Here is a 22,336-nt window from a genome sequence, read left to right on the forward strand (position 1 = left end):
CCCTCGGCTCGGTACCTGGCCATCCACCGTGACACGGTGGGCTGAGAGACCCCGTACTGCTGCGCGGCTTCGGCCTGGGTCAGACCCAGCCGGGTGATCGCGGTGATGACCAGCTTGGCTTTCAACACCTACGTATCGCAGCCGTCCCGGAGTATTCACATGTCGCGAGACATGCCTTTCACATGTCGTGAGACTCCACACCTTCGGGCGCACTCTGTGTTGAGACAGAGGGACGAGGGCCTCGGCCCGGCGGATGCGCCGGCCGAGGCCCTCGTCGTGTCCCCAGGGGTGGTCGAGGTGTGAGAGCCGACCGCGGCCGCGACCTCATGACGGTCCACGCCGACCTGCTGCCCTACGCTCGCCGGCATGGGGACGATGCTGCTCTCGGACCGTCGGCTGCTCCAGTCAGGTGCGCGGCGGGGGTGGCCGGCGTGACGACGCCCGAGGAGCACGAGAGCGCACGGGTGCTCGGCAGCCTGCGCGCCGAGGACGGCCGCGGCGTGGTGCGTCTCGAGGACCGCGTCCGGGCGGCGCCCGACGACGTGTGGTCGGCGCTCACCAGTCGTGACCGCCTGGCGGTGTGGCTCGGTGAGGTCGACGGCGACCTGCGCGAAGGGGGCGAGCTGAGAGCCCGCTTCGTCGCGACCGGCTGGGAGGGCGTGGTCCGGGTGCGCGAGTGCCGACCGGGCGAGCGCCTCGTCGTCGAGACGAGCACCCCGGACCAGCCCGACGGGCGCTTCGAGATCAGCCTCGACGTCGAAGGGGAGCGCACCCACCTCGTCGTCGAGGACCACGGCGTCCCGCTCGACCAGGTCGCCGCCTACGCAGCGGGCGACCAGGTGCACGTCGAGGACCTCGTCTCCCACCTCGGCGGAGGTGAGCGCTGCGACGCCCGCGCGCGCTTCGAGGTGCTGCACCCGCTCTACCAGCGGCTCGGCCTGCTCGGCTGACCGACAATGTCGGGGCTCGTTTCTTGCAGGACGTTGCAAGTTCGGGGCCGTTCTCTGCCCGGCATCAGGCCTGGTCAGCAGGCTCGTGACGAGTGGCTCACACTTTCCTGGCGATCCCCGGCCGGGTGGTCTAGCGGGGGTCCCAGGCGTGGTTAGGTGGGCCCGCGGACGCCGTCGCCCGTGGTGACGAGACGAGTCACCCGACGACGTCCTGCGGTCCCGGCGCGGACGCGCCGGGGTGTCATCGAAGGGCGGAGAAGCGTGATCACGACGACGGCCGATGTGGACCAGGCGCTCGAGGCGGCAGGTCTGACCAACGAGTCCGTGGCGCAGTTCGTGCGCCAGTGGGCCGAGCACACCGGTGCAGAGCGGATCGAGGTCGTGAGCGCTGCTGACGACGCGCGCCTTGTGCAGGAGGCGCTCGAGGCCGGCGAGCTCAAGCCGGCGGGCGAGGGGATGTACTACTCCCGCTCCTTCAGCAAGGACACCGCCCGCTCCGAGGAGCGCACCATCGTCGCGACGAGCGACGAGGCCGACCGCGGCCAGTACAACAACTGGAAGCCGGCCTCCGAGGTGCGCCCGGTCGTCGAGGGCCACATGAAGGACGCCCTCGCCGGCAAGACGATGTACGTCATTCCCTACCTCATGGCGCCGAAGGGGTCCGCCCTCGCGAAGTTCGCGGCGGGCGTCGAGCTCACCGACAACCGCAACGTCGTCATGCAGATGATCCGCATGGCCCGCGTGGGCGTCGAGTACATCAACGACATGGGTGACGACTTCGTGCGCGCCGTCCACGTCACCGGTGACCTCGAGAACCTCAAGCAGGGCACGCCCGACGACATGCGCAACTTCGTCACCGTCGCCGACGAGCGCACGATCCTGCACTTCGGCAGCTCCTACGGCGGCAACGCGCTGCTCGGCAAGATCGCCCACGGCCTGCGCCAGGGCTCCTACGACGGGTGGAAGAACGGCTTCCTCGTCGAGCAGTTCATGCTCCTCGGCATCACCGACAAGCAGACCGGCAAGAAGTACAACATCGCCGGCGGCTTCCCCAGCGCCTCGGGCAAGACCAACCTCGCGATGACCCTGGCGCCCGACGCCCTCGGTGACCGCTACTACGTCGAGTTCTACGGCGACGACATCGCGTGGATCTGGGTCGACGAGGACGGCGTCTTGCGCGGCTTCAACCCCGAGAACGGCGTCTTCGGCGTCGCCAAGGACACGAACGAGAAGACCAACCCGACGGCGATCGAGTCGATCCAGCCCGGCTCCGGAGCGATCTTCACCAACGTCGCCTACAACGAGAAGACCGGCGACGTGTGGTGGGAGGGTCGCGGCGAGCGCCCGAGCGACCTGGACGGCTGGCTGGACTGGAAGGGCGAGCGCATCGCCGACCGGCCCGAGGACGAGATGGACGCCCCCTGGGCGCACCCGAACTCGCGCTTCACGACAGTCCTGTCGCAGGTGCCCAACGTCGCCGATGACTACGAGGACCCTCGCGGCGTCGAGATCCACGGCATCATCTTCGGCGGCCGCACCCGCGACCGCGAGCCGCTCATCCGCGCCATCGACGACCTCGCAGAGGGCGTCTACGACGGGCTGACGCTCGGCGCCGAGGCGACCGCGGCGGCGGACGGCAAGGAGGGCGTGCTGCGCTACGACCCGATGTCGATGCGCCCCTTCATGAGCTACGGCGAGGGCGCTTACGCCCAGCACTGGCTCGACGTCGTCGGCCAGGCGAAGAACCAGCCGGTCTTCGCCCACGTCAACTGGTTCCAGCGCGGCGAGGACGGCCGCTTCCTGTGGCCGGGCTACCGCGAGAACCTGCGTCCCCTCGTGTGGCTCATGCAGTACCGCGCCGGCGAGGTCACCGGCCAGCGCACCCCGGTCGGCGTCATCCCTACCCGTGACGAGCTGCTGCTCGAGGGCCTCGACGAGCAGGCGCTTGCCGACCTCGACACCGTCCTCACGATCGACAAGGCGCGCTGGCAGGAGGAGATGGGCTACCGCGAGGAGCACCTCCAGCAGTTCCACGACCTGCCCGAGCAGATCTGGCAGGCGCACCGCCGGGTCGCGAAGGACCTCGAGGACCTCCAGGGCTGACACCCCTTCGCCGCAGCACGAGACCCGCGCACCCGACCACCGGGTGCGCGGGTCTCGTCGTCGCCGCACGGTGCACCCGCCGACCCGCAGATGTCGGCGCCGGCCTGAGTCACAACCCCCGCAGACGTCGGCATCCCGAGCACCCCTCCGGGATGTCGGCACGCGCCCGGGTTGCAACCCGAGCATCTGCCAACTTCTGGGGGCTGTGGAGAACTGAGTGCCGGTCGGTGGGTGCGCCGCAACGATGAGGTGATGGACCCACGACTCGCTGCACGGGCGGTCGCCCGAGGAGACGTCTTCACCCGGGCCGACGCGCTTGCCCTCGACCTCGACGACCGGCATCTACGTCGCATCTGCCGCAGCGGTGAGGCGATCCGGGTGCGACGCAACGCCTACGTCCTCGGCGCCGCGTGGGAGGGAGCCGATCCCACCGAGCGGTTCGCGATGCGGACGCGTGCCGTCCTCGCTGCCCGCCAGAACGCCCACGACATCTCCAGCCATCGCAGTGCTCTGGCCCTCCACGGGCTCCCGGTGCTCGACCCCCACCTCGCCGACGTCGAGCTGGCCTCGGACGTGCTCCGGGTCAGACGTGACCGCGGCTTCCGCCTCTACCCGCGCGCTATCGGCACCATCGACCCCGAGGTGAGCGGGGCCACCCCCGACGAGCTCGAGAGCGGGCGTCTCGTGGGCGCGGGATCGGCTCCGACCGGGTCATCGCGTGCTGTGCCGATCCCCGTCGCGGTTGCCAGACACTTCTGGGGCACGGGCTTCCCCATGCCCTTGTCGCGCTCGATGCAGCCCTCCACGAGGGCCGGTGCACCACTCCCGAGGTCGAAGCGGTCGTCGCTCGGCTCGTCGGGGCGGGCGCGAGGTCTCATGGCTACCGGCTGATCCGCCTCAGCGACCCGAGATGCGAGTCGGTGGGCGAGTCGAGAGCCCGGCTCGTGCTCGTCGAGCTCGGTCTGGACGTCCGTAGCCAGGTGGCGATCTACGACGACGACGGTGACTTCGTCGGACGCGTCGACTTCCTCGTCGACGGCGATGTCGTCGTCGAGTTCGACGGTGCGGTGAAGTACGACGGCGCCGAGGGGCGTGATGCTCTCGTGGCGGAGAAGATCCGCGAGGACCGGCTGCGGGCTCTCGGCTACCGCGTCATCCGCCTCACCTGGGCCGACCTCGACCGCCCGTCGTACGTCGCGGGTCTCATCCGACGGGCGCGTGGATCATGAGCCTCGGATGTTGGCAGGTGCGTGAGGTGCAACCGGTGCTGGTGCCGACGTCTCGGGGGAGTGCTCGGGATGTTGGCAGGTGCGTGGGTTGCAACCGGGGCTGGTGCCAACATCTCGAGGCGCGAGGCGCGAGGCGGGAGCCCCACCTCGCCAGGCGTCCCCGTCAGCGGGTGCGGGGGTCGACGTCCTCGAGGGGCTCGAGGCCCTGGACGGCACGGGCGGCGTTGACGCGCTCGAGGCGCTCGGCGCGCATCCGGTAGTGGGGGTCGCGCATCCCGCTCTGGGTCGCCGGGCCGAAGAAGGTGTAGAGCACGTACCGGCTCCGCCACAGCAGCCGGTAGCCCAGGCTCAGCCCGGTTCGGTCCTTCGGGATGTGTTTGGCCATGCGATCAGCCTAGGGCGGGGTCCTCGGCCTCGGCGACCACCGGTGGCGAAAGGGAAGGGTCGCCCTTTGGCTACGGCCGATGCCGACGACGGAGTGCTGCTCGCAGTCAGGTGACTCGGACCCGCCAACGGTCCCGTCGCGTCGGTGGTGACCGTCGATGCCGCGCTGACTAGGGGCTGACCACGGGCGAGCTTGCGGTGCACGCGAGCGTGAGTTGACGGCCGTCCGAGGTAAGCCGCTTCCTTCCGCCTACTCAACCAAGATCGATGGGGAGCGACCCGCCTCACTCCTAGGCGCAACGTCGCTCGCGCGAGGGGTCGTGCTTGAGATGCTCGGTAGACGGTTGGTGAGATTCTGGTGCTCGCCCGCTAGCCACCAAGGAAGGCGCATGCTACGTTCCGCAAACAGTCGAGACTGGCGGCAGGGGAGAAGAATGGTTGGTATGCGGCGAAGTCTGGCCTCTCTGGGCGTCGTTGTTGCGCTGGCGGTAAGCGCATCTACGCCGGCGACCGCCTCGGAGCCTGGACTGGAGGCCTCAGTGCTTGCTGAGATTTCCGACCCGTCATCGATCGACGACGCGTACGCGCGGGATGATTTCGAGATTGTTGTCGAGTCGGGTCAGTCGGTCCAAAGCGGAGGGTATTCCCTGGGGCCCCGTCCACCGTGGGGGACTTGTCCTTGGAACGCCAAGTTCTCGAAAGTAGTCTACGACTATGGCTCGATCGTTCTCCAGTGCGGAGACTCAAAGATGGGTCTTGAGCACATCTCCGACCGCCACCGATCTGAATTTAAGACGCTTGCGGCGATGGGAAACCTTCAGTGGCAAGATATCGTTCACTGGGCGATCTATTACAATCAGAAGGACCCTGACCACAAGAAGGTGAATCAGTCAGACGGGTGCCGTGACCGAGTCCTGAAGCTGGTCAACAAGCGAAACGGTCAGGTTGTCTGGACTACGAGATTCATGCTGATCTACGGCGCCAGCACCGGCCGAGTCGTGACTGTGTATCCCACGAGCAGAGTGTGTTAGGCGAATGCCGCAGCCTGGGTGTGTGAGTTCTCGCGAAGTGGCTGCGAGTGTGCTCGCGCATCTCTCGTCGCGTTGGGGAGTGGTTGATTCTCGGCCAGAAATTGGTCTCTTGCGACTTGCGACCCGTGGTGGCGTGGTCCAGGTTCATCTCAATCCAAATCTATTCGACCAATGGTTTGAAAGCCTCGACTTCGATTCGGTTGAAGATTCCGAGCTGCCCCCTGCTCATCTGATATGTATTTGGATTGAGGAGATTTTTCAATCGACCTCTTTCGGAAATTCAAACTGTGTCCTCTTACAGGCCAGGGGCGGTGGATTCATCGAGCTAACCCATGCATTTAAGGGCGGACCCGCGGGTTAATCGGATATTTGAGGTGCCGCAGTAGGCAAGGCACAACATCAAGGAAGCCCCGGGGTGGCGATGGCCCGCGCAGTTTGCCCTCCGAGTTAGTGATCTACCTTGCTTTGCGAGGGCGACTAGCGCGACGAGCGCATCAGACCTGGTGGCTGAACCTTTCCCGCGTTCTTCGCTCGTCCTCAGATCGACCATCTTCCGCCGTCTTAACGAGATCGGACTTGAGGTCGGCGGACTTTGTCGCGAGTCCACCGCGCCCCCCCGGGGCGTCGATCCACATCAAGCGTGCCGCTTGGGGTTACGAAGACGTCCATAACATCACGCGGTGACTTGAGACCTAGAAGCGCAACGCCGAATGGGTCCCGACAACACTGCTGGCCGGGGTGCGTGTCTATGTCTGCACGGGCTGTCGACACATACGCGGTGCGAGGGCATGACTCGATCTGCACAGCTCTGCGTGGTGCGGCTCACGAGGTGACGGGGTTACCGGTACGAGCGGTAGCAGGTACTGTCGGTATCGCACACCTGGCCGACGTCGCCTCGCGCGACCGGTCGCCGACGAGCGTCACGAAGGGGTATGCCGCATGGCCACCACCGAATCCACGTCGCTGGCCGACAAGGGGCAGCGTCTCGGGCTCCGCCTCATCGCCAAGGCCGGCGGTCTGCCCGGTCTGAAGGACCCGAAGGTCCGGGCGACCGTCGAGCGGTACCTCTACAAGGGCACGGTGACGAGCTTCCGCGCGCAGACCGCCGCCGGTCGCGCCTTCGCGAAGAAGAAGGGCTCGGGCCAGGCCGCCCGCACCGCACCCGCGCGCCCCCGCCAGATGTTCGACCTCACGCCCACCGAGGACCAGCAGATGATCCAGTCGGTGGCGCGCGAGCTCGCCGACGAGGTCGTCCGTCCGGCGGCGAAGCAGGCCGACGCCGACCGCGCCGTCCCCGCCGAGGTGCGCAGCGCCGCCGCCGAGGTGGGCCTGCACCTCATCGGCGTGCCGGCCGAGCTCGACGGCATCGCCGAGGAGCGCTCGGCCGTCACCGCCGTGCTCGTGCTCGAGGAGCTCGCCCGCGGCGACATGGGCATCGCCACCGCGATCATGGCCCCGGCCGCCGTCGCCACCGCGATCGCCAGCTACGGCGACGCCGACCAGCAGGCGACCTACCTGCCCGAGCTGACGGGGGAGGACCCGCCGGTCGCCGCGCTCGCGCTCATGGAGCCGCAGCCGCTCTTCGACCCGCTCTCGCCCCGCACCACCGGTCGCACCGAGGGCGACGAGGTCGTCCTCGACGGGGTCAAGGCCCTCGTGCCCGGCGCCGACCGGGCCGAGCTCTTCGTCGTCAGCGCGAGCGTCGACGGCCAGGCCCGGCTCCTCCTCGTCGAGCCCGGCACCCCTGGCGTCGAGGTCGAGGACGACCCGGCGATGGGGCTGCGCGCGGCGCGCACCTCGCGCCTGCACCTCACCGGCGTGCGCGTCCCCTCGGCCCACCTCCTCGGCACGACCGACGACCACCTCGACGCGGTGCGTCGCGCCCGGCTCGCGTGGTCGGCCGCCGCCGTCGGCACCGGCCAGGCCGTGCTCGACCAGGTCTCGCAGTACGTCACCGAGCGCACCGCGTTCGGCGAGCCGATCGGTCACCGCCAGGCCGTCGCCTTCACCGTCGCCGACATGGCCGTCGAGATCGCTGCCCTGCGCCTCGTCGTGTGGAAGGCGGCTGCTCGCCTCGACCGCGGCGAGGACGCGTCCGCCGAGATCGCCCAGGCCCGCGCGCTGACGTCCCGCCACCTCACCCTCGTCGGGAGCAACGGCGTGCAGATGCTCGGCGGCCACGGCTTCGTCAAGGAGTTCGACAACGAGCGCTGGTACCGCGACCTGCGCGGTGCCGGGCTGCTCGAGGGCACCCTGCTCGTCTGAGCGGGCCGCTCGTCCCCCCTTCGCTCATCCCCCTTCGTCCCCCGACACGACAAGGACTGCCGACATGATCGACCTCGAGGTCCCGAAGAAGTTCCGCCCGCTCGTCGCCCAGGCCCGCGGCATGGCCGAGGAGGTCTTCTGGCCGATCTCGCGCAAGTACGACCGCGCGGAGCACGAGTACCCGGCCGAGCTCGACCTCGTCTCGGCCGTCATCGACGGGCTGAGCGACTCGGGCGCCGGCCAGGGCGCCGGCGCGTCCTCCTCGACCCGGGCGAAGGACGACGGCGCGACCGAGGGCGACGTCGCCGCCGTCGGGTCCGGTCGGCGGGCGAAGGGGGAGCGGGAGAACAGGAACGGCTCGAACCTCTCCTCGGTGCTCTCGATCCTCGAGACCTGCCGCGGCGACGTCGGGCTCACCCTGTCGATCCCGCGCCAGGGGCTGGGCAACGCCGCGATCGCGGCCGTCGCCACCGAGGAGCAGAAGGCGCGCTACGCCGGCAAGTGGGCGGCGATGGCGATCACCGAGCCCGAGGTCGGCTCGGACTCCGGGGCGATCCGCACGACCGCGGTCAAGGACGGCGACGAGTACGTCATCAACGGCGAGAAGATCTACGTCACCGCGGGGGAGCGGGCCGAGCTCGTCGTCGTGTGGGCGACCCTCGACCGCAGCCTGGGCAAGCAGGCGATCAAGTCCTTCGTCGTGCGCCGTGACAACCCCGGGATGCGGCTCGTGCGGCTCGAGCACAAGCTCGGCATCCGGGCGAGCGACACCGCCGCCTTCAGCCTGCAGGACTGCCGGGTGCCCGCCGAGGACCTCCTCGGCGACCCGGAGATCCGCATCGAGGGCGGCTTCGGCGGCGCGATGCAGACCTTCGACAACACCCGGCCACTCGTCGCCGCGATGGCCCTGGGCCTGACCCGCGCGAGCCTGGACCGCACGACCGAGCTGCTCGCCGACGCCGGCGTCGTGCCCGACCCGGACCGGCCGGCGGCCACCCAGCCCGCGGCCGCCGCCCGGCTGCTCCAGATGGAGGCCGACTACCAGTCGGCCTACCTGCTCACCCTTCGTGCGGCCTGGATGGCCGACAACGGCAAGCCCAACTCGATGGAGGCCTCGATGGCCAAGGCGAAGGCCGGGCGCACGTGCGTCGAGGTCTCCCTCGCCTGTGTCGAGCTCGCGGGCGCGACCGGCTACGCCGAGACCGAGCTGCTCGAGAAGTGGGCGCGCGACAGCAAGATCCTCGACATCTTCGAGGGCACCCAGCAGATCCAGCTGCTCGTCATCGCCCGCCGGCTGCTCGGCTACTCCAGCCGCGAGCTGAAGTAGTCAGCTCCTGGCCGGGCCCGACCCGGGCACCGAGGGCGGCGACGCGGGGCGTCGGCGCCCTCGCGCGTCCTGACCGAATGCAGACCTTTCGGGGTCTTCCCAGCGTGCGGACCTGCCCCCTAGCCTGACGCCTCTCGGCTCCTTGCCGAGGATCATCGGGAGGACATCCATGCGTCACACGAAGCTCATGGCACTGGTCGGGGCCACCGCCCTCGGTGTCACCGGCCTGGCGAGCGCCACGACCGCCACCGCCGCAGCACCTGCAGCACCTGTCTCCGCGCCGGCCGTGGCCGCGCAGCCCTCGGGCCCGTCGATGACGAGCGGCGCCTACGTCGTCCTCGCCGACAAGGGCGCCGACATCGACTCCGTCGTGCGACGGGTCAAGGCCGCCGGCGGCACGGTCACCTCGATCAACCGCCAGATCGGCATGATCACCGTCGACTCGAGCAACCGCGGCTTCGCCTCGAAGGCCCGCGGTCTGGCCGGCGTCAAGCAGGCCGCTGCCGAGATCTCCGTCGGCCGCTCGCCGAAGAGCGTCGTCACCAAGGACCAGGTGCTCCGGGAGCACCAGCGCAGCGCGGCCGCGACGAAGAGCACGCAGCGCTCCGTCGCCGGCTCGAAGAGCGCGGCCGCGACGAAGGGCGACCCGCTGGACTCCAAGCTGTGGGGCCTGGAGATGGTCGACTCCTTCAAGGCGCGCGCGGTCAACCCGGGCAACCGCCTCGTGCGCGTCGGCGTCATCGACACCGGTGTCCAGGCCAACCACCCCGACATCGCGGGCAACTTCAGCACCGCCCTGTCGAAGAACTTCACCCGCGACATCCCCGCGATCGACGGCGACTGCGAGTACGACGGCTGCGTCGACCCCGCGACGGTCGACCATGGCGGTCACGGCACCCACGTCGCCGGCACCATCGCGGCGAAGGCCAACGGCTTCGGCGTCTCCGGCGTCGCGCCGAACGTCGTCCTCGCCAACGTCCGGGCCGGCCAGGACAGCGGCTACTTCTTCCTCGGGCCGGTGGCCAACGCCATCACCTGGGCCGCCGACAAGCGGATGGACGTCGTCAACATGTCCTTCTACGTCGACCCGTGGGCCTTCAACTGCCGCGGGGGAGCCCCGGAGGACACCCCGGAGCAGGCCGCTCAGCAGGACGTGACGATCGAGACGATGGAGCGGGTCCTCGACTACGCCCACCGCCGCGACGTGACGATGGTCGCCGCGCTCGGCAACGGGCACGACGACCTGTCGAACCCGCGCAACGACCTCGAGAGCCCGAACTTCCCCGAGGGCGTCTCGCACGAGCGCACCATCGACAACGCCACCTGCTTCGACCTGCCGACCGAGGGCGCCAACGTCATCGGCACCTCCGCGGTCGGCCCGTCGGGCAAGAAGGCGGACTACTCGAACTGGGCGACCGACCTCAGCTCGGGCGAGATCGAGGTCTCGGCCCCCGGTGGGTGGTTCCGTGACGGCTTCGGGACCGACACCTTCCGCACGAACGAGAACCTCATCCTCTCGACGGCCTCGCAGCGCTACCTGCAGGAGCAGGGCCTCGTGAGCAAGTGGGGCTACATCACCCAGGACGGCAAGGACGCCGGGGTCATCAAGCAGTGCTCGACGACGCCGGTGAGCAAGGGCGCCAACAAGTGCGGCTACTACGAGTACCTCCAGGGCACCTCGATGGCCGCGCCGCACGCCTCCGGCGTCGCCGCGCTTATCGTCAGCGCACGGGGCTCCGGCAAGGGCATGTGGTTCGGCCACGACTCGCGTGACGTCGCCTACGTGCTCAAGAAGTCGGCTGCCGACCACGCCTGCCCCGAGGGCGGCGTGCAGGAGTACACCAACGAGGGCCGCGACGCGGAGTTCACCGCGACGTGCGTCAGCAAGCCGGGCTTCAACGGCTTCTACGGCGACGGGATCGTCAACGCGTACAACGCGGTGACCTTCAACCGCTGACCCGTCAGCACGACGAAGGGGGACCGGTCGCCACGGCGGCCGGTCCCCCTTCGTCGTCCCTCCGGGCGGCTCAGCGCAGCTCGCGGTGGGCCTGCACCATCGCCGGGCCGTACCAGGTGAGCAGTCGCCCGGAGACGAGCCGGGTCGGCGTGCGGGTGAAGGCCTCGGGGCCGTCCTCCTCGGTGAAGACGTACGGCTCGTCGGGCAGCCACACCTCGTCGACGCCGTCGGCGTCGACCTGCGTGATCTCGACGGCCGGGTAGCGCGCGGTGCCGTGGGCGAAGGGGTTGTCGTGCCCCATCCGGCGCAGCAGGTCGGTCGTGTAGGTGCGGGGGCCGACGACCATCCACGGGTCGCGCCAGATCGGGACGGCCACGCGGTCGCGGACCGGGGGCGGCGGGCCGCCCCACAGCTCGTCGGCCTCGTCGAGCCAGGTCGGCGCGTCGAGGGCGAGCGGGCCGGTGAGCAGCCGCCGCATCGAGGTCAGGGCCTGCGGCACGGTCTCGATGTCGGTGACCCACACCGCGACCCCGCTCTCGCGCAGCCGGCGCACGTCGAGCTCGCGGTTCTCCTCCTTGTTCGCGACGACGAGGTCGGGGGAGAGGGCTCGGACCGCGGCGAGGTCGGGGTTCTTCGTCCCCCTCACTCGGGCGACGTCGAGGTCCGTAGGGTTCGTGCACCAGTCGGTGGCGCCGACGAGCAGGCCCGGCGCGGTCGCGGCGACCGCCTCGGTGAGGCTGGGGACGAGCGAGACGACCCGGGTCGGTGCGTCGGGCAGGTCGAGGACCGTGCCGAGGTCGTCGGTCAGCGAGCGGGTCATCGCGGCGAGCCTACCGGCTGAGCAGCGCGACGAGCTCGGTGACGCCGATGGCGAGGACGGCGAGCGCGAGCAGCGCCGGGGCGCGGCCGTCCCGGCGCCGGCTCGGCTCCTCGTGCGGCGCGAGGTACCGCCGCCGGCCGAGGACGAAGGCGGCCAGGGCCATGACGAGGCTCGCGGTCATGACGACGACGGCGACCGGTCCGAGGTCGGCGAGCGCGAGGCGACCGACGACGGCGGCACCGGTGGCCGCGGCCAGTGCGGTGCGCTGCCAGGCCAGCGCGGTGCGCTCCGGCTGCGCCCCGGGGGTGGGCGGGCTGGTCGCCGCGTCGGTGCTCACCGCTCGCCGCTCACAGCCCGACGAGGACGAGCAGGACGACGGCGGTGAGCAGCATCAGGCCGGCGACCCCGCCGGCCGCTACGCCGAGACCGGGCAGCGGCTCACGGCGGCGCATGGCGCGCTCGGCCGCCGCCCAGCGCAGCCAGGCGAGCACCGGTGCGAGGACGCCGAGGACGAGCAGGACGACCGCGGCCACCCGCGTCTCGTTCTCGCCGAGCGAGAGGTCGAGGACGTCGATGGCGACACCGGCGGCGAGGAGCGCGAGGCCGGTGCGCAGCCACGCGAGGAAGGTCCGCTCGTTGGCGAGGGAGAAGCGGTAGTCCGGCTCGTCCCCTTCGCCGTAGACCCGGGCCGGCCACCTCTCGCGCGCGCTCACCCGCTCACCGTACTGACGACCCCGCCGGGTCTGACGTGGCGCCGGCGCTGACTTCTTGGGAGCCCCGCCTGCGCAGCATGTAGATACCTGTCCTCCTCGTCGCGGGATGGTTCGGTCCTGACGGCCGCGTCGTGCTTCCCGCGGATCGTCAGAAGTTTTGACCCCGCGGCAATCGGCAGGTTGGCGGGTGTGTGGGCTGTTGTCGAGCATCGACCGGTTGAATTCGCCCGTCGTGACGCGGTCTCATCGCGTCGAGCACCGAACTCACTAGCTCGAAGTCCTGCGGACTGGGAAGTCCATCAGATAGGTTCACGCGATGAGGAGTTCAGTATGATCGACGTCGCTGCTATGGCTGCTGCCATCGAGCCCAGCGCGTGCTCCCTGTTCTTTGGATCTGGGGCTGGAATCTCCAGCGGAGCCCCCACCGGAGCAGGGTTGGCGTCTGCTCTTATGGACGAGCTTGCTCCAGGCGCAGAAATTGACGGCGGCCTAGATGATGTAGCCTCCATTCTGGAGCTCCGGCTGGGTCGTCCGCGCTTAATTGCGGCCTTGAGGAAAATTCTTGAACCGTTGATGCCCGGCGGGGGTTTCGAGGCGCTACCGGCCTTCAACTGGTCCGCGATATACACGACAAACTACGACTATCTCATTGAGCGCTCCTATGCTCGCTCCCGCAGGGCCCTCGCAGTGTCGCGCTCCAATTTCGACTTTTCATTAGTCGAAAAGTCGCCCGACGCTACCCCACTTTTTAAAGTGCACGGTTGCCTTTCGCAGGACATTTCGGACGGCCACCAGGCTAGAATGGTCATAACTGAGGCCGATTATGATGATTACTCGACGTATCGCGAGGTCTTATTCAAGCGACTTGACCTTGATATATCGTCTAAAGACCTAATCGTGATCGGGCACTCTCTCCGCGATCCACACATCAAGGAGTACATGGACAGCGCGGCACGCTTGCATAGAGAGAAGAATGCTCCTGGTCGCCTTTTTGCACTTCTATGGGAAAAGGACGAAGAGCGCGCGGCTCTGATGGAACGAAAGGGATATCAGATTGCATTTGGCGGCCTAGAGGACCTCCTGTCAAACCTACTTGAGACGTCCGCACCAGTGCTAGATGCGACGGCAGAAGGGGACTTTGTTCTACCTCCGGCACTACGACCTCGCACTATAGAGGTTCAGCAGGCCAGGCGTGTTGGGTCCAACGTCATGAGGCTCTTTAATGGCTCAGCCGCCAGTTACTCTGACGTCGAAGATGGCTTCACCTTTCCTCGCGATGTTGAGGTGTCCGGCCGTCAGTCCATAACGGACCGAGAAGCGCTGTCGCTGGTCATTACTGGCACCGGCGGAGTTGGAAAAACAACTCTCGCGCGACGACTGCTGGTTTCCCTCGCCGACACTGGATATCTTTGTTGGGAACACGATAACAACTTTCCTTTCGTCAAGAGTGACTGGCTAGCGGTCGAGGCTAAGCTTCGCGAGGCTGGACTCTACGGCGTACTCCTTATTGATGACTGCCCTCCATTGCTGAGTCAGATCAACCAGTTAGTGGGATCACTGGCGGAGTTGGACTACTCGGCCTTGATTGTGGTGCTGACGGCTGCCTCTCCTCAATGGCGGCCAAGGACAAAGAACCCTGTCATATTCGAGAGAGGTGAGGAGATCGTTCTTAGCCGATTGAGCGATGCTGATATTCGTGAATTGATCAACCTGCTAGACCGTAAGCAATCCGTAAAGCATCTAGTCGCCCCCATCTTCTCGTCGGCGACAGCGGTCGAGAAGTTTTCCCTCCTTCGTCGCAGGTGCGGTGCGGACATGTATGTCTGCCTGAAGAACGTTTTCGCCACTGAGTCTCTCGACAGTATCCTACTCCGTGAGTTTGCAGATCTTTCAATTGAAAACCAGGAGATGTACCGTTTGGTGGCTGCCCTCGAGGCCACAGGTGGGCAAGTCCATCGCCAGTTGGTGCTCCGCCTCCTTGGAGTAGAGTCGGGGACCATATCGGCCATGTTGAACTTTCTTGAGGGTGTGGTTGATGAGTTTGACATCAAGCCGCATGATGGACTCTTTGGTTTGTCAACACGACATCGTGTTATCGCGCAAACAATCACAAAGTATAAGTATGCAGACGAGGTCGAGCGCTATAGTTTACTCAAGCGCGTAATCGCCGGTTTGAATCCGACGCTGTTTCTCGAACTCCGCATGGTCCGCGAAATTTGTGATAAGGATTATGGGATTGGGAGCCTGTCGTCAGAAGAAGAGCAGGCGGAGCTCTACAGGAGTCTGATTACGCTCGCACCTGCCGAGCGAATCCCCCGACATCGACTGGTCGGGCTCTATCTCCGCAGCGGTGAATTCGACCTCGCAGAACGTGAACTGCAAGATGCTGTCGAAGCGGTGGGGCTAGACCCGCCCCTGGCGAGATACGAGGTAATGCTCTCCATCAAGCGTTCCCAAACGACGCCGGGAATCATGGATGAGGATAGATACGCGCTATTGCTCAGAGCGTATGCGAAGGCCCAAGCTGCGATCCGCCGATTTGAGAAGGATCCATATTCTCGAATTGTCCGGGCCGATGTGGCGTTGGCGGTGGCAGAATTGACGAAGGACACCACGCGACTGGACGAAGCGATTGCTGACCTGGAACTCGCTTACAGTGAACTTCGAGAACCTAACCTCAATAGTGCGTTGCGCCGAATGCGGGACGTGAGGAGAACCTTTGGTTGAGTCTCGTCTGCAGGGAGCCCACCCTTCATTCTCGCCGGCTCAGACGTTGCGCCGGTACTGGCCGCCGACCTCGAAGAAGGCGTCGGTGACCTGCTGCAGGGTGCACACGCGGGCGGCGTCCATGAGGACGGCGAAGGCGTTCTCGGTGCCGGCCGCGGCCGCCTTGAGCCGGTCGATCGCCTCGGTCGCCTCGTCGCGGTGGGCCTCCTGGTAGGCGCGCACGCGCCGCAGCTGAGACTCCTTCTCCTCCTCGGTGGCCCGGGCCAGCTCGACCTCGACGGGCGCCGCGTCGTCGCCGCGCTCGGCGAGGAAGGTGTTGACCCCGACGATCGGCAGGCTGCCGTCGTGCTTGCGGTGCTCGTAGAGCATCGACTCGTCCTGGATCCGCCCGCGCTGGTAGCCGGTCTCCATCGCGCCGAGCACGCCGCCGCGCTCGTTGATCCGGTCGAACTCGGCGAGCACGGCCTCCTCGACGAGGTCGGTGAGCTCGTCGATCACGTAGGAGCCCTGGAGCGGGTTCTCGTTCATCGACAGGCCCCACTCGCGGCTGATGATGAGCTGGATCGCGAGCGCCCGGCGCACCGACTCGGGCGAAGGGGTGGTCACCGCCTCGTCGTAGGCGTTCGTGTGCAGTGAGTTCGCGTTGTCGTAGAGGGCGTTGAGCGCCTGCAGGGTCGTGCGGATGTCGTTGAAGTCCATCTCCTGCGCGTGCAGGCTGCGCCCGCTCGTCTGGATGTGGTACTTCAGCTTCTGGCTGCGCTCGTTGGCGCCGTAGCGCTCGCGCATCGTCACCGCCCAGATCCGCCGGGCGACCCGGCCGAGGACGGCGTACTCGGGGTCCATGCCGGAGGAGAAGAAGAAGGACAGGTTCGGCGCGAAGTCGTCGACGTCCATCCCGCGCGCGAGATAGGCCTCGACGTAGGTGAAGCCGTTGGCCAGGGTGAAGGCGAGCTGGCTGATGGGGTTCGCCCCGGCCTCGGCGATGTGGTACCCGGAGATCGAGACCGAGTAGAAGTTGCGCACCCCCTGCTCGATGAACCACTCCTGGATGTCGGCCATCATCCGCAGCGAGAACTCGGTGGAGAAGAGGCAGGTGTTCTGCCCCTGGTCCTCCTTGAGGATGTCGGCCTGGACCGTGCCACGCACCTGCTGCAGCGCGCTCGTGCGCACCTCATCGGCCTCGGCGCCGGTGGGCTCGCGGCCCTCGCGGGCGCGGAAGGCCTCGAGCTGCTGGTCGATCGCGGTGTTGAGGAAGAAGGCGAGGACCGTCGGTGCGGGGCCGTTGATCGTCATCGACACGGAGGTCGTCGGGTCGACGAGGTCGAAGCCGTCGTAGAGCTGCTTCATGTCCTCGAGCGTCGCGACGGAGACGCCCGACGTGCCGACCTTGCCGTAGATGTCGGGGCGCTCGTCGGGGTCCCGGCCGTAGAGGGTCACCGAGTCGAAGGCGGTGGACAGCCGGGTCGCGCTCTGGCCCTGGGAGAGCAGCTTGAAGCGTCGGTTCGTGCGGAAGGGGTCGCCCTCGCCGGCGAACATCCGGGCGGGGTCCTCCCCTTCGCGCTTGAAGGGGAAGACGCCCGCCGTGTACGGGAAGACGCCCGGCAGCCCCTCGCTGCGCAGGAAGGTGACGAGGTCACCGTGGTCGGTGTGCCGGGGCAGGGCGACCCGGCTGATCCGGTTGCCCGACAGGCTCTCGCGGGTGAGGCGGGTGCGGATCTCGCGGTCGCGGATCCGCACGACCTGCTCGTCGCCCGAGTAGGACTCGACGACTCCCGGCCAGCCCTGCACGAGCTCGGTGACCTCGGCGGGCAGGTCGGCGCGAGCCTGCTCGAGGAGCCGGCGCACGTCGTCGGCGCCCTGCCCCTCGGGCAGCTCCTGCGCGACCGCGTCGATCCGCTGCACGCGACGGGCCGCGGTGGCCAGGCGTCGGGTGTCCTCGTGCCAGCCGCGCACGGTGGCGGTGATCTCGGCGAGGTAGCGCACGCGCTCAGGTGGGACGACCTGGCCGATCCGCGTGGAGTGGCGCGTGTCGACGCGGGGGAGGGTGCCCTCGGTGACCGGCAGCCCGTGCTCCGCCAGCGCGTCGCGCAGGTGCTGGTAGAGCGCGGTGACGCCGCCGTCGTTGAAGGTCGCGGCGCTCGTGCCGAAGACCGGCATGTCGTGCGGCTGGGCGCCGAAGGCCTCGCGGTTGCGCACGAGCTGGCGGCCGACGTCGCGCATCGCGTCGGCGGCGCCGCGGCGCTCGTACTTGTTGATCGCGACGGTGTCGGCGAAGTCGAGCATGTCGATCTTCTCGAGCTGGCTGGCCGCGCCGAACTCAGGGGTCATGACGTACATCGCGTGGTCGACGAAGGGGACGATCGCCGCGTCGCCCTGGCCGATGCCGGGGGTCTCGACGAGGACGAGGTCGTGGCCGGAGGCCTTGGCGATGTCGATGACCGCGCTGAGGTGCTCGGGGATCTCGTGCGCCCCGCGGGTGGCCAGGCTGCGGAAAAGGACGGGGCTGGCACCGTCGTCGCCGATCGAGTTCATCCGGATGCGGTCGCCGAGCAGGGCGCCGCCGCCCTTGCGGCGCGTGGGGTCGACGGCGATGACCGCGACCCGCAGCTTGTCCTCCTGGTCGACGCGGAAGCGGCGCACGAGCTCGTCGGTGAGCGAGGACTTGCCCGAGCCGCCGGTGCCGGTGAGCCCGAGGACCGGGGCGGCGTGCTGGGCAGCCGCCTCGCGGATGCGGGCGAGGAAGGTCTCGTCGAGGCGTCCCCCTTCGGCTCCGGTGATCGCCCGGGCGACGGCCGCCCGGTCGCCGGCGAGGACGGCGTCGACGTCGGCCGGCCCCTGCTCCCACAGGTCGACGTCGCACGTCTCGATGAGGGTGTTGATCATGCCCGGCAGGCCGAGGCGCTGGCCGTCCTCGGGCGAGAAGATGCGCACGCCCGCGTCGCGCAGGCGCTGGATCTCGGCGGGGACGATGACGCCGCCACCGCCGCCGAAGACCTGGACGTGCCCGGCGCCGCGCTCGCGGAGCAGCTGGACGAGGTACTCGAAGTACTCGACGTGCCCGCCCTGGTAGGAGCTGATCGCCACGCCCTGGACGTCCTCGTCGATCGCCGCCTGGACCACCTCGGCGACGGAGCGGTTGTGCCCGAGGTGGATGACCTCGGCCCCCTGGCTCTGGAGGATGCGCCGCATGATGTTGATCGACGCGTCGTGCCCGTCGAAGAGGGCGGACGCGGTGACGAAGCGCACCGGGTGGGTGGGCGTGTGCAAAGACATGACTGAGCTCCTGTAGGACGTCGGTGTCACCTCAAACAGTAGGACGTCCAAATATTGCGCGTCAATGTAAGATGCTGCCGTGCTCTCCTTCGACCCGATCGACGCGGCGCGCACCCAGTGGGTGGAGCGCGGCTGGGTCGAGGCCGCCGACGGGATGGCCGCGGTGACCTCGGTGATCCGGGCGCACGCGATCCTCATGCGCCGGGTCGACGCGGCTCTGCAGGGCAGCGGGGTGACCTTCGCGCGCTACGAGGTGCTCATGCTCCTGGGCTTCACCCGCCACGACGCCCTGCCGATGCGCGCGATCAGCTCGCGCCTGCAGGTCCACCAGAGCAGCGTGACCAATGCGGTCGACCGGCTCGAGGCCGCCGGGCTCGTCGCCCGCAGCCCCCACCCGCAGGACCGCCGCACCGTGCTCGTCGGCATCACCCCCGAGGGCGCCCGCGTCGCCCGGGAGTGCACCCGGCGGCTCAACGACGAGGTCTTCGGCGCCCTCGGCCTCTCGGAGCAGGACACGACCACCCTCGTGGAGGTCCTCGCCCGGATGCGGGCGGGTGCGGGGGACTTCGAGCTCGGGTGAGGGTCCGGCGAGTCCCTCGAGCCCCAAGTTTCTCGGGTGACCCGATAAACCCCGGGTGAGCATGAGTAAGAAACTCTTGCGAAGCCGGGGTTTGTCTTGCTGAGCGGGCGCGGACCGGTCCGCTGTGGTGCGATGGGGCGGAGCAAAGGGGGAGCCATGGGCATGCGGGTCGCGACACGTGTCGTGGGGTGCCTGGCTGCCGTGACGGTGGTCGGCGGGTGCGGCGAGGGAGTGCCGGCCGGTCCCGGCGGGTCCTCGACCTCGACGCCGCAGCCGAGCAGCACGTCGGGCGCGACGCCGGACCCGACCTCTGACCTCGTCGCTCCCCACCACGAGGAGAACGCCGCGGCCACGCGTCGGCAGGACCCCTCGCCGCGCGACTCGAGTGCCGCCCGGGCGGCCCTGCCGAGAGTGCGCTCGGCGCTCGAGGCCCAGCGCCGCCGCGGCGAGATCGACGTCGGCGCGACGCAGGCGACCGTGCGGGGGCTGGGCTACGACGACGCCGACGTCGAGGTCCTCGACATCGCAGCGCACCTCGGCGACCCGGCGGCCACCCCGGGGGTCCTCGTCGGCATCGCCACCGGCCCGCGCACGTGCCTCGTCGGCGCCGTCACGCAGCGCCGCGTCTCGCTCGAGGTCGACGGCACCGGCCCGCCCGGCGAGTACCGCTGCGTCGCCCCGATCACCCACTGACCGCGTCGGCGAGGTATGGAGATCCGTTCGCACCCGCCCCCTTCGCGGGACCGATTGCCATACCTCGGCGACGGGGAGGAAGAGGGGTGCGGGGAGGGAGGGCGGCGAAGGGGGTCAGGCCAGGGCGCTGCCGAGCGTCCACCCGAGGACGACGACGAGCAGGCAGCCGATCAGGCTCACCGCGAGGTTGACCACCGCGACTCGGGCGCGGCCGGCGCGCAGCGCTGCCGCGACCTCGACCGCGTGGCTGCTGAAGGTCGTGAAGGCGCCGCACCAGCCGGCGCCGACGAGCGCCAGCACCCATCCCGGGCCGCCGGATGCGACGACCGCGGCGACGAGCCCGAGGACGAAGGACCCGACGACGTTGACGAGCACCGTGCCCCCGGTGGGTGTCGCCCCGAGCGCCCGCCGCGCCCACCCGACGACGAGATGACGCGAGGTCGCCCCGGCGGCACCTCCGAGGGCGACGAGCACGAGGTCGACCCCGCTCACAGCTCGTCCTCCTCGACGACCGACCCGGCATGGGTGTCGTCGCCGCCGAACCACCCGTGTCCGAGCGCGAGGCCCGCCACCGCGGCACCGACGCCGAGCACGAGCGTCAGCACGACGTAGAGGAGCGCCTCGCCCGCGCGACCGTCGGCGAGCGTCGTACGGACGTCGAGGACGAGCGTGGAGTAGGTGGTCCACCCGCCGAGCAGGCCGACCGCGGCGAAGGGGCGCACGAGCGGGTGCGTGGAGCGGCGGGTCTCGAGCCACGCGACGAGCAGCCCCATGGCGAGCGCTCCGCTGAGGTTGACGACGAGGGTCGCCCAGGCCAGCCCGCCGGCCGCACCGGGCAGGGCGAGGCTCACGAGCCACCGCCCGGCCGACCCCAGGGCGCCGCCGAGCGCGACGGCGCCGATCTCGGCGCGAGGGGGTGCCGCGGCGGGCGCGGCGGGGGTCGCCCCCTTCGTGCTCACGCCCGCATCGACTCGAGGAAGTCGCCGATCCGCCCGATGGCCTCGGTGAGCAGCTCCTCGTCGGGCAGGCAGACGACGCGGAAGTGGTCGGGTTCGAACCAGTTGAAGCCGGTGCCGTGGGTGACGAGGATCTTCTTGGCCCGCAGCAGGTCGATGACGAAGGCCTCGTCGTCGGCGACGGGGTAGACCTCCGGGTCGAGCCGGGGGAAGCAGTACAGGGCGCCCCGCGGCTCGACGCAGCTGACGCCGGGGATGTCGTTGAGCAGGCGTGAGGCGAGCTTGGCCTGCTCGTAGAAGCGCCCGCCGGGCTCGACGAGCTCGGTGATCGACTGGTAGCCGCCGAGCGCGGTCTGGATCGCGTGCTGCGCGGGGACGTTGGCGCACATGCGCATGTTCGCCAGCAGGGTGAGCCCCTCGAGGAAGTCCTCGGCGAGGTGCTTCGGGCCCGAGATCATCACCCAGCCCGCGCGGTAGCCGCACACCCGGTAGGCCTTGGAGAGCCCGGAGAAGGTGAGGCACAGGACGTCGTCGCCGGCGAAGGACGCGGCGTGGTGGTGGACCGCGTCGTCGAAGATGATCTTCTCGTAGATCTCGTCGGCCATGACGACGAGGTCGTGGCGCCGGGCGATGTCGACGAGCCCCCGGACGGTCGCCTCGCTGTAGACGGCGCCGGTGGGGTTGTTGGGGTTGATGATGACGATCGCGTGGGTGCGCTCGGTGATCTTGGCCTCGATGTCGGCGAGGTCGGGGTCCCACCCGTTGCTCTCGTCGCAGCGGTAGTGCACGGGGGTGCCGCCGGCCAGCGCGACGGCGCCGGTCCACAGGGGATAGTCGGGGGCGGGCACGAGGATCTCGTTGCCGTCGTCGACGAAGGCCTGGAGCACCATCGAGATGAGCTCGGAGACGCCGTTGCCGATGTAGACGTCCTCGACGGTCGTCTCCCGCAGGCCGCGCGACTGGTAGTACTGCGCGACGGCCGTGCGCGCCGAGTAGATGCCCTTGCTGTCGACGTAGCCCTGCGCGTCGGGCAGGTGCCGGGTCATGTCGGCGACGATCGCCTCCGGCGCCTCGAAGCCGAAGGGGGCGGTGTTGCCGATGTTGAGCTTGAGCACCTTGTGGCCCTCGGCCTCGAGCCGCTGGGCCTCGGCGAGGATCGGTCCCCGGACGTCGTAGCGGACGTGCTGCAGCTTGAGGGACTGGCGGATCGGGCGCATGCCCGCATCCTCGCAGGGCCCCCGCCGGCGCCGCGCCCGGGTTTCGTCCGTCGGCGCGTCGCGGGCAGGGGCCTCGAAGGCGTCGTCCTGAGGTGCGACGCAGGAGCCTCG

At 68.8% G+C, this 22,336-nt stretch carries 19 protein-coding genes; 10 read left to right on the forward strand and 9 right to left on the reverse strand.

Translation table 11 applies throughout. From position 1 onward, the window contains the following. On the reverse strand, window positions 1-128 hold a 128-nt coding region (locus L6241_RS15285; protein ID WP_368247009.1), incomplete at its 3' end, for a helix-turn-helix domain-containing protein. Between the two features lie 303 nt (window positions 129-431). Here L6241_RS15285 and L6241_RS15290 point away from each other — a divergent pair. From L6241_RS15290 to L6241_RS15305, 4 genes are all read left to right on the forward strand, one after another. Further along, window positions 432-950, forward strand: coding sequence for an SRPBCC domain-containing protein (locus L6241_RS15290; protein WP_368246958.1), 519 nt, complete (start codon window positions 432-434; stop codon window positions 948-950). A 261-nt stretch (window positions 951-1,211) separates the two neighbouring features. Continuing rightward, window positions 1,212-3,053: a phosphoenolpyruvate carboxykinase (GTP) gene (locus tag L6241_RS15295; RefSeq protein WP_368246959.1), complete on the forward strand. Its 1,842-nt coding sequence runs from the start codon at window positions 1,212-1,214 to the stop codon at window positions 3,051-3,053. A gap of 252 nt (window positions 3,054-3,305) precedes the next feature. After that, complete coding sequence (locus L6241_RS15300; protein ID WP_368246960.1) at window positions 3,306-3,944, forward strand: type IV toxin-antitoxin system AbiEi family antitoxin domain-containing protein; 639 nt, start codon at window positions 3,306-3,308, stop codon at window positions 3,942-3,944. Window positions 3,945-3,973: 29 nt separating this feature from the next. Next, window positions 3,974-4,282, forward strand: coding sequence for an endonuclease domain-containing protein (locus L6241_RS15305; RefSeq protein WP_252975251.1), 309 nt, complete (start codon window positions 3,974-3,976; stop codon window positions 4,280-4,282). A gap of 163 nt (window positions 4,283-4,445) precedes the next feature. Here the strand turns inward: L6241_RS15305 and L6241_RS15310 are convergent, their stop codons facing one another. After that, window positions 4,446-4,667 (reverse strand): hypothetical protein, encoded by a 222-nt coding sequence (locus L6241_RS15310; protein WP_368246961.1) that lies wholly within the window; start codon window positions 4,665-4,667, stop codon window positions 4,446-4,448. A gap of 1,969 nt (window positions 4,668-6,636) precedes the next feature. Here L6241_RS15310 and L6241_RS15315 point away from each other — a divergent pair. The 3 genes from L6241_RS15315 (at window position 6,637) to L6241_RS15325 (ending at window position 11,246) form a co-directional block, all read left to right on the forward strand. Then, a complete protein-coding gene (locus tag L6241_RS15315; RefSeq protein WP_368246962.1) occupies window positions 6,637-7,962 on the forward strand; it encodes an acyl-CoA dehydrogenase family protein in 1,326 nt (441 codons plus the stop codon). A 64-nt stretch (window positions 7,963-8,026) separates the two neighbouring features. Beyond that, window positions 8,027-9,289, forward strand: coding sequence for an acyl-CoA dehydrogenase family protein (locus tag L6241_RS15320; RefSeq protein WP_368246963.1), 1,263 nt, complete (start codon window positions 8,027-8,029; stop codon window positions 9,287-9,289). 169 nt (window positions 9,290-9,458) lie between these two features. After that, window positions 9,459-11,246 (forward strand): S8 family serine peptidase, encoded by a 1,788-nt coding sequence (locus L6241_RS15325; protein WP_368246964.1) that lies wholly within the window; start codon window positions 9,459-9,461, stop codon window positions 11,244-11,246. 70 nt (window positions 11,247-11,316) lie between these two features. On the opposite strand, the gene L6241_RS15330 is transcribed toward L6241_RS15325, so the two are convergent. From L6241_RS15330 to L6241_RS15340, 3 genes are read right to left on the reverse strand one after another with little or no spacing between them, the layout of a single operon-like run. Then, entirely contained in the window at window positions 11,317-12,066 is a 750-nt protein-coding gene (locus L6241_RS15330; RefSeq protein ID WP_368246965.1) for a helical backbone metal receptor, read from the reverse strand. 10 nt (window positions 12,067-12,076) lie between these two features. Further along, window positions 12,077-12,403, reverse strand: a complete 327-nt coding sequence (locus L6241_RS15335; RefSeq protein ID WP_068272668.1) for a DUF202 domain-containing protein — start codon at window positions 12,401-12,403, stop codon at window positions 12,077-12,079. Window positions 12,404-12,413: 10 nt separating this feature from the next. Then, window positions 12,414-12,779: a YidH family protein gene (locus tag L6241_RS15340; protein WP_368246967.1), complete on the reverse strand. Its 366-nt coding sequence runs from the start codon at window positions 12,777-12,779 to the stop codon at window positions 12,414-12,416. 330 nt (window positions 12,780-13,109) lie between these two features. Here L6241_RS15340 and L6241_RS15345 point away from each other — a divergent pair, with 330 nt between their 5' ends. After that, a complete protein-coding gene (locus L6241_RS15345) occupies window positions 13,110-15,506 on the forward strand; it encodes an SIR2 family protein (RefSeq protein ID WP_368246968.1) in 2,397 nt (798 codons plus the stop codon). Window positions 15,507-15,545: 39 nt separating this feature from the next. On the opposite strand, the gene icmF is transcribed toward L6241_RS15345, so the two are convergent. Next, entirely contained in the window at window positions 15,546-18,779 is a 3,234-nt protein-coding gene (icmF, locus tag L6241_RS15350; RefSeq protein WP_368246969.1) for a fused isobutyryl-CoA mutase/GTPase IcmF, read from the reverse strand. 79 nt (window positions 18,780-18,858) lie between these two features. Between icmF and L6241_RS15355 the strand changes: the two genes are divergently transcribed. Next, window positions 18,859-19,359, forward strand: a complete 501-nt coding sequence (locus L6241_RS15355; RefSeq protein WP_068272677.1) for a MarR family winged helix-turn-helix transcriptional regulator — start codon at window positions 18,859-18,861, stop codon at window positions 19,357-19,359. A 156-nt stretch (window positions 19,360-19,515) separates the two neighbouring features. After that, a complete protein-coding gene (locus tag L6241_RS15360; RefSeq protein WP_368246970.1) occupies window positions 19,516-20,052 on the forward strand; it encodes a hypothetical protein in 537 nt (178 codons plus the stop codon). Window positions 20,053-20,166: 114 nt separating this feature from the next. Here L6241_RS15360 and L6241_RS15365 read toward each other — a convergent pair whose 3' ends face one another. From L6241_RS15365 to L6241_RS15375, 3 genes are read right to left on the reverse strand one after another with little or no spacing between them, the layout of a single operon-like run. Next, window positions 20,167-20,544 carry a CrcB family protein gene (locus L6241_RS15365; protein ID WP_251719923.1) on the reverse strand — a complete coding sequence of 126 codons (378 nt, stop codon included), beginning with the start codon at window positions 20,542-20,544 and terminating at the stop codon, window positions 20,167-20,169. Next, window positions 20,541-21,011, reverse strand: a complete 471-nt coding sequence (locus L6241_RS15370; protein ID WP_251719924.1) for a CrcB family protein — start codon at window positions 21,009-21,011, stop codon at window positions 20,541-20,543. Before L6241_RS15370 ends, L6241_RS15365 begins: the two co-directional genes overlap by 4 nt. After that, a complete protein-coding gene (locus L6241_RS15375; RefSeq protein WP_191563748.1) occupies window positions 21,008-22,225 on the reverse strand; it encodes a pyridoxal phosphate-dependent aminotransferase in 1,218 nt (405 codons plus the stop codon). Before L6241_RS15375 ends, L6241_RS15370 begins: the two co-directional genes overlap by 4 nt. Window positions 22,226-22,336 lie beyond the last annotated feature (111 nt).

This window comes from Janibacter sp. Y6, assembly GCF_040900765.1.
GTDB lineage: Bacteria > Actinomycetota > Actinomycetes > Actinomycetales > Dermatophilaceae > Marihabitans > Marihabitans melonis.

Coding starts and splice junctions, on each gene's coding strand:
- L6241_RS15300 (WP_368246960.1), top strand. CDS start 3,306: ATGGACCCACGACTCGCTGCACGGGCGGTCGCCCGAGGAGACGTCTTC.
- L6241_RS15310 (WP_368246961.1), bottom strand. CDS start 4,667: ATGGCCAAACACATCCCGAAGGACCGAACCGGGCTGAGCCTGGGCTAC.
- L6241_RS15315 (WP_368246962.1), top strand. CDS start 6,637: ATGGCCACCACCGAATCCACGTCGCTGGCCGACAAGGGGCAGCGTCTC.
- L6241_RS15320 (WP_368246963.1), top strand. CDS start 8,027: ATGATCGACCTCGAGGTCCCGAAGAAGTTCCGCCCGCTCGTCGCCCAG.
- L6241_RS15325 (WP_368246964.1), top strand. CDS start 9,459: ATGCGTCACACGAAGCTCATGGCACTGGTCGGGGCCACCGCCCTCGGT.
- L6241_RS15330 (WP_368246965.1), bottom strand. CDS start 12,066: ATGACCCGCTCGCTGACCGACGACCTCGGCACGGTCCTCGACCTGCCC.
- L6241_RS15345 (WP_368246968.1), top strand. CDS start 13,110: ATGATCGACGTCGCTGCTATGGCTGCTGCCATCGAGCCCAGCGCGTGC.
- icmF (WP_368246969.1), bottom strand. CDS start 18,779: ATGTCTTTGCACACGCCCACCCACCCGGTGCGCTTCGTCACCGCGTCC.
- L6241_RS15360 (WP_368246970.1), top strand. CDS start 19,516: ATGGGCATGCGGGTCGCGACACGTGTCGTGGGGTGCCTGGCTGCCGTG.
- L6241_RS15375 (WP_191563748.1), bottom strand. CDS start 22,225: ATGCGCCCGATCCGCCAGTCCCTCAAGCTGCAGCACGTCCGCTACGAC.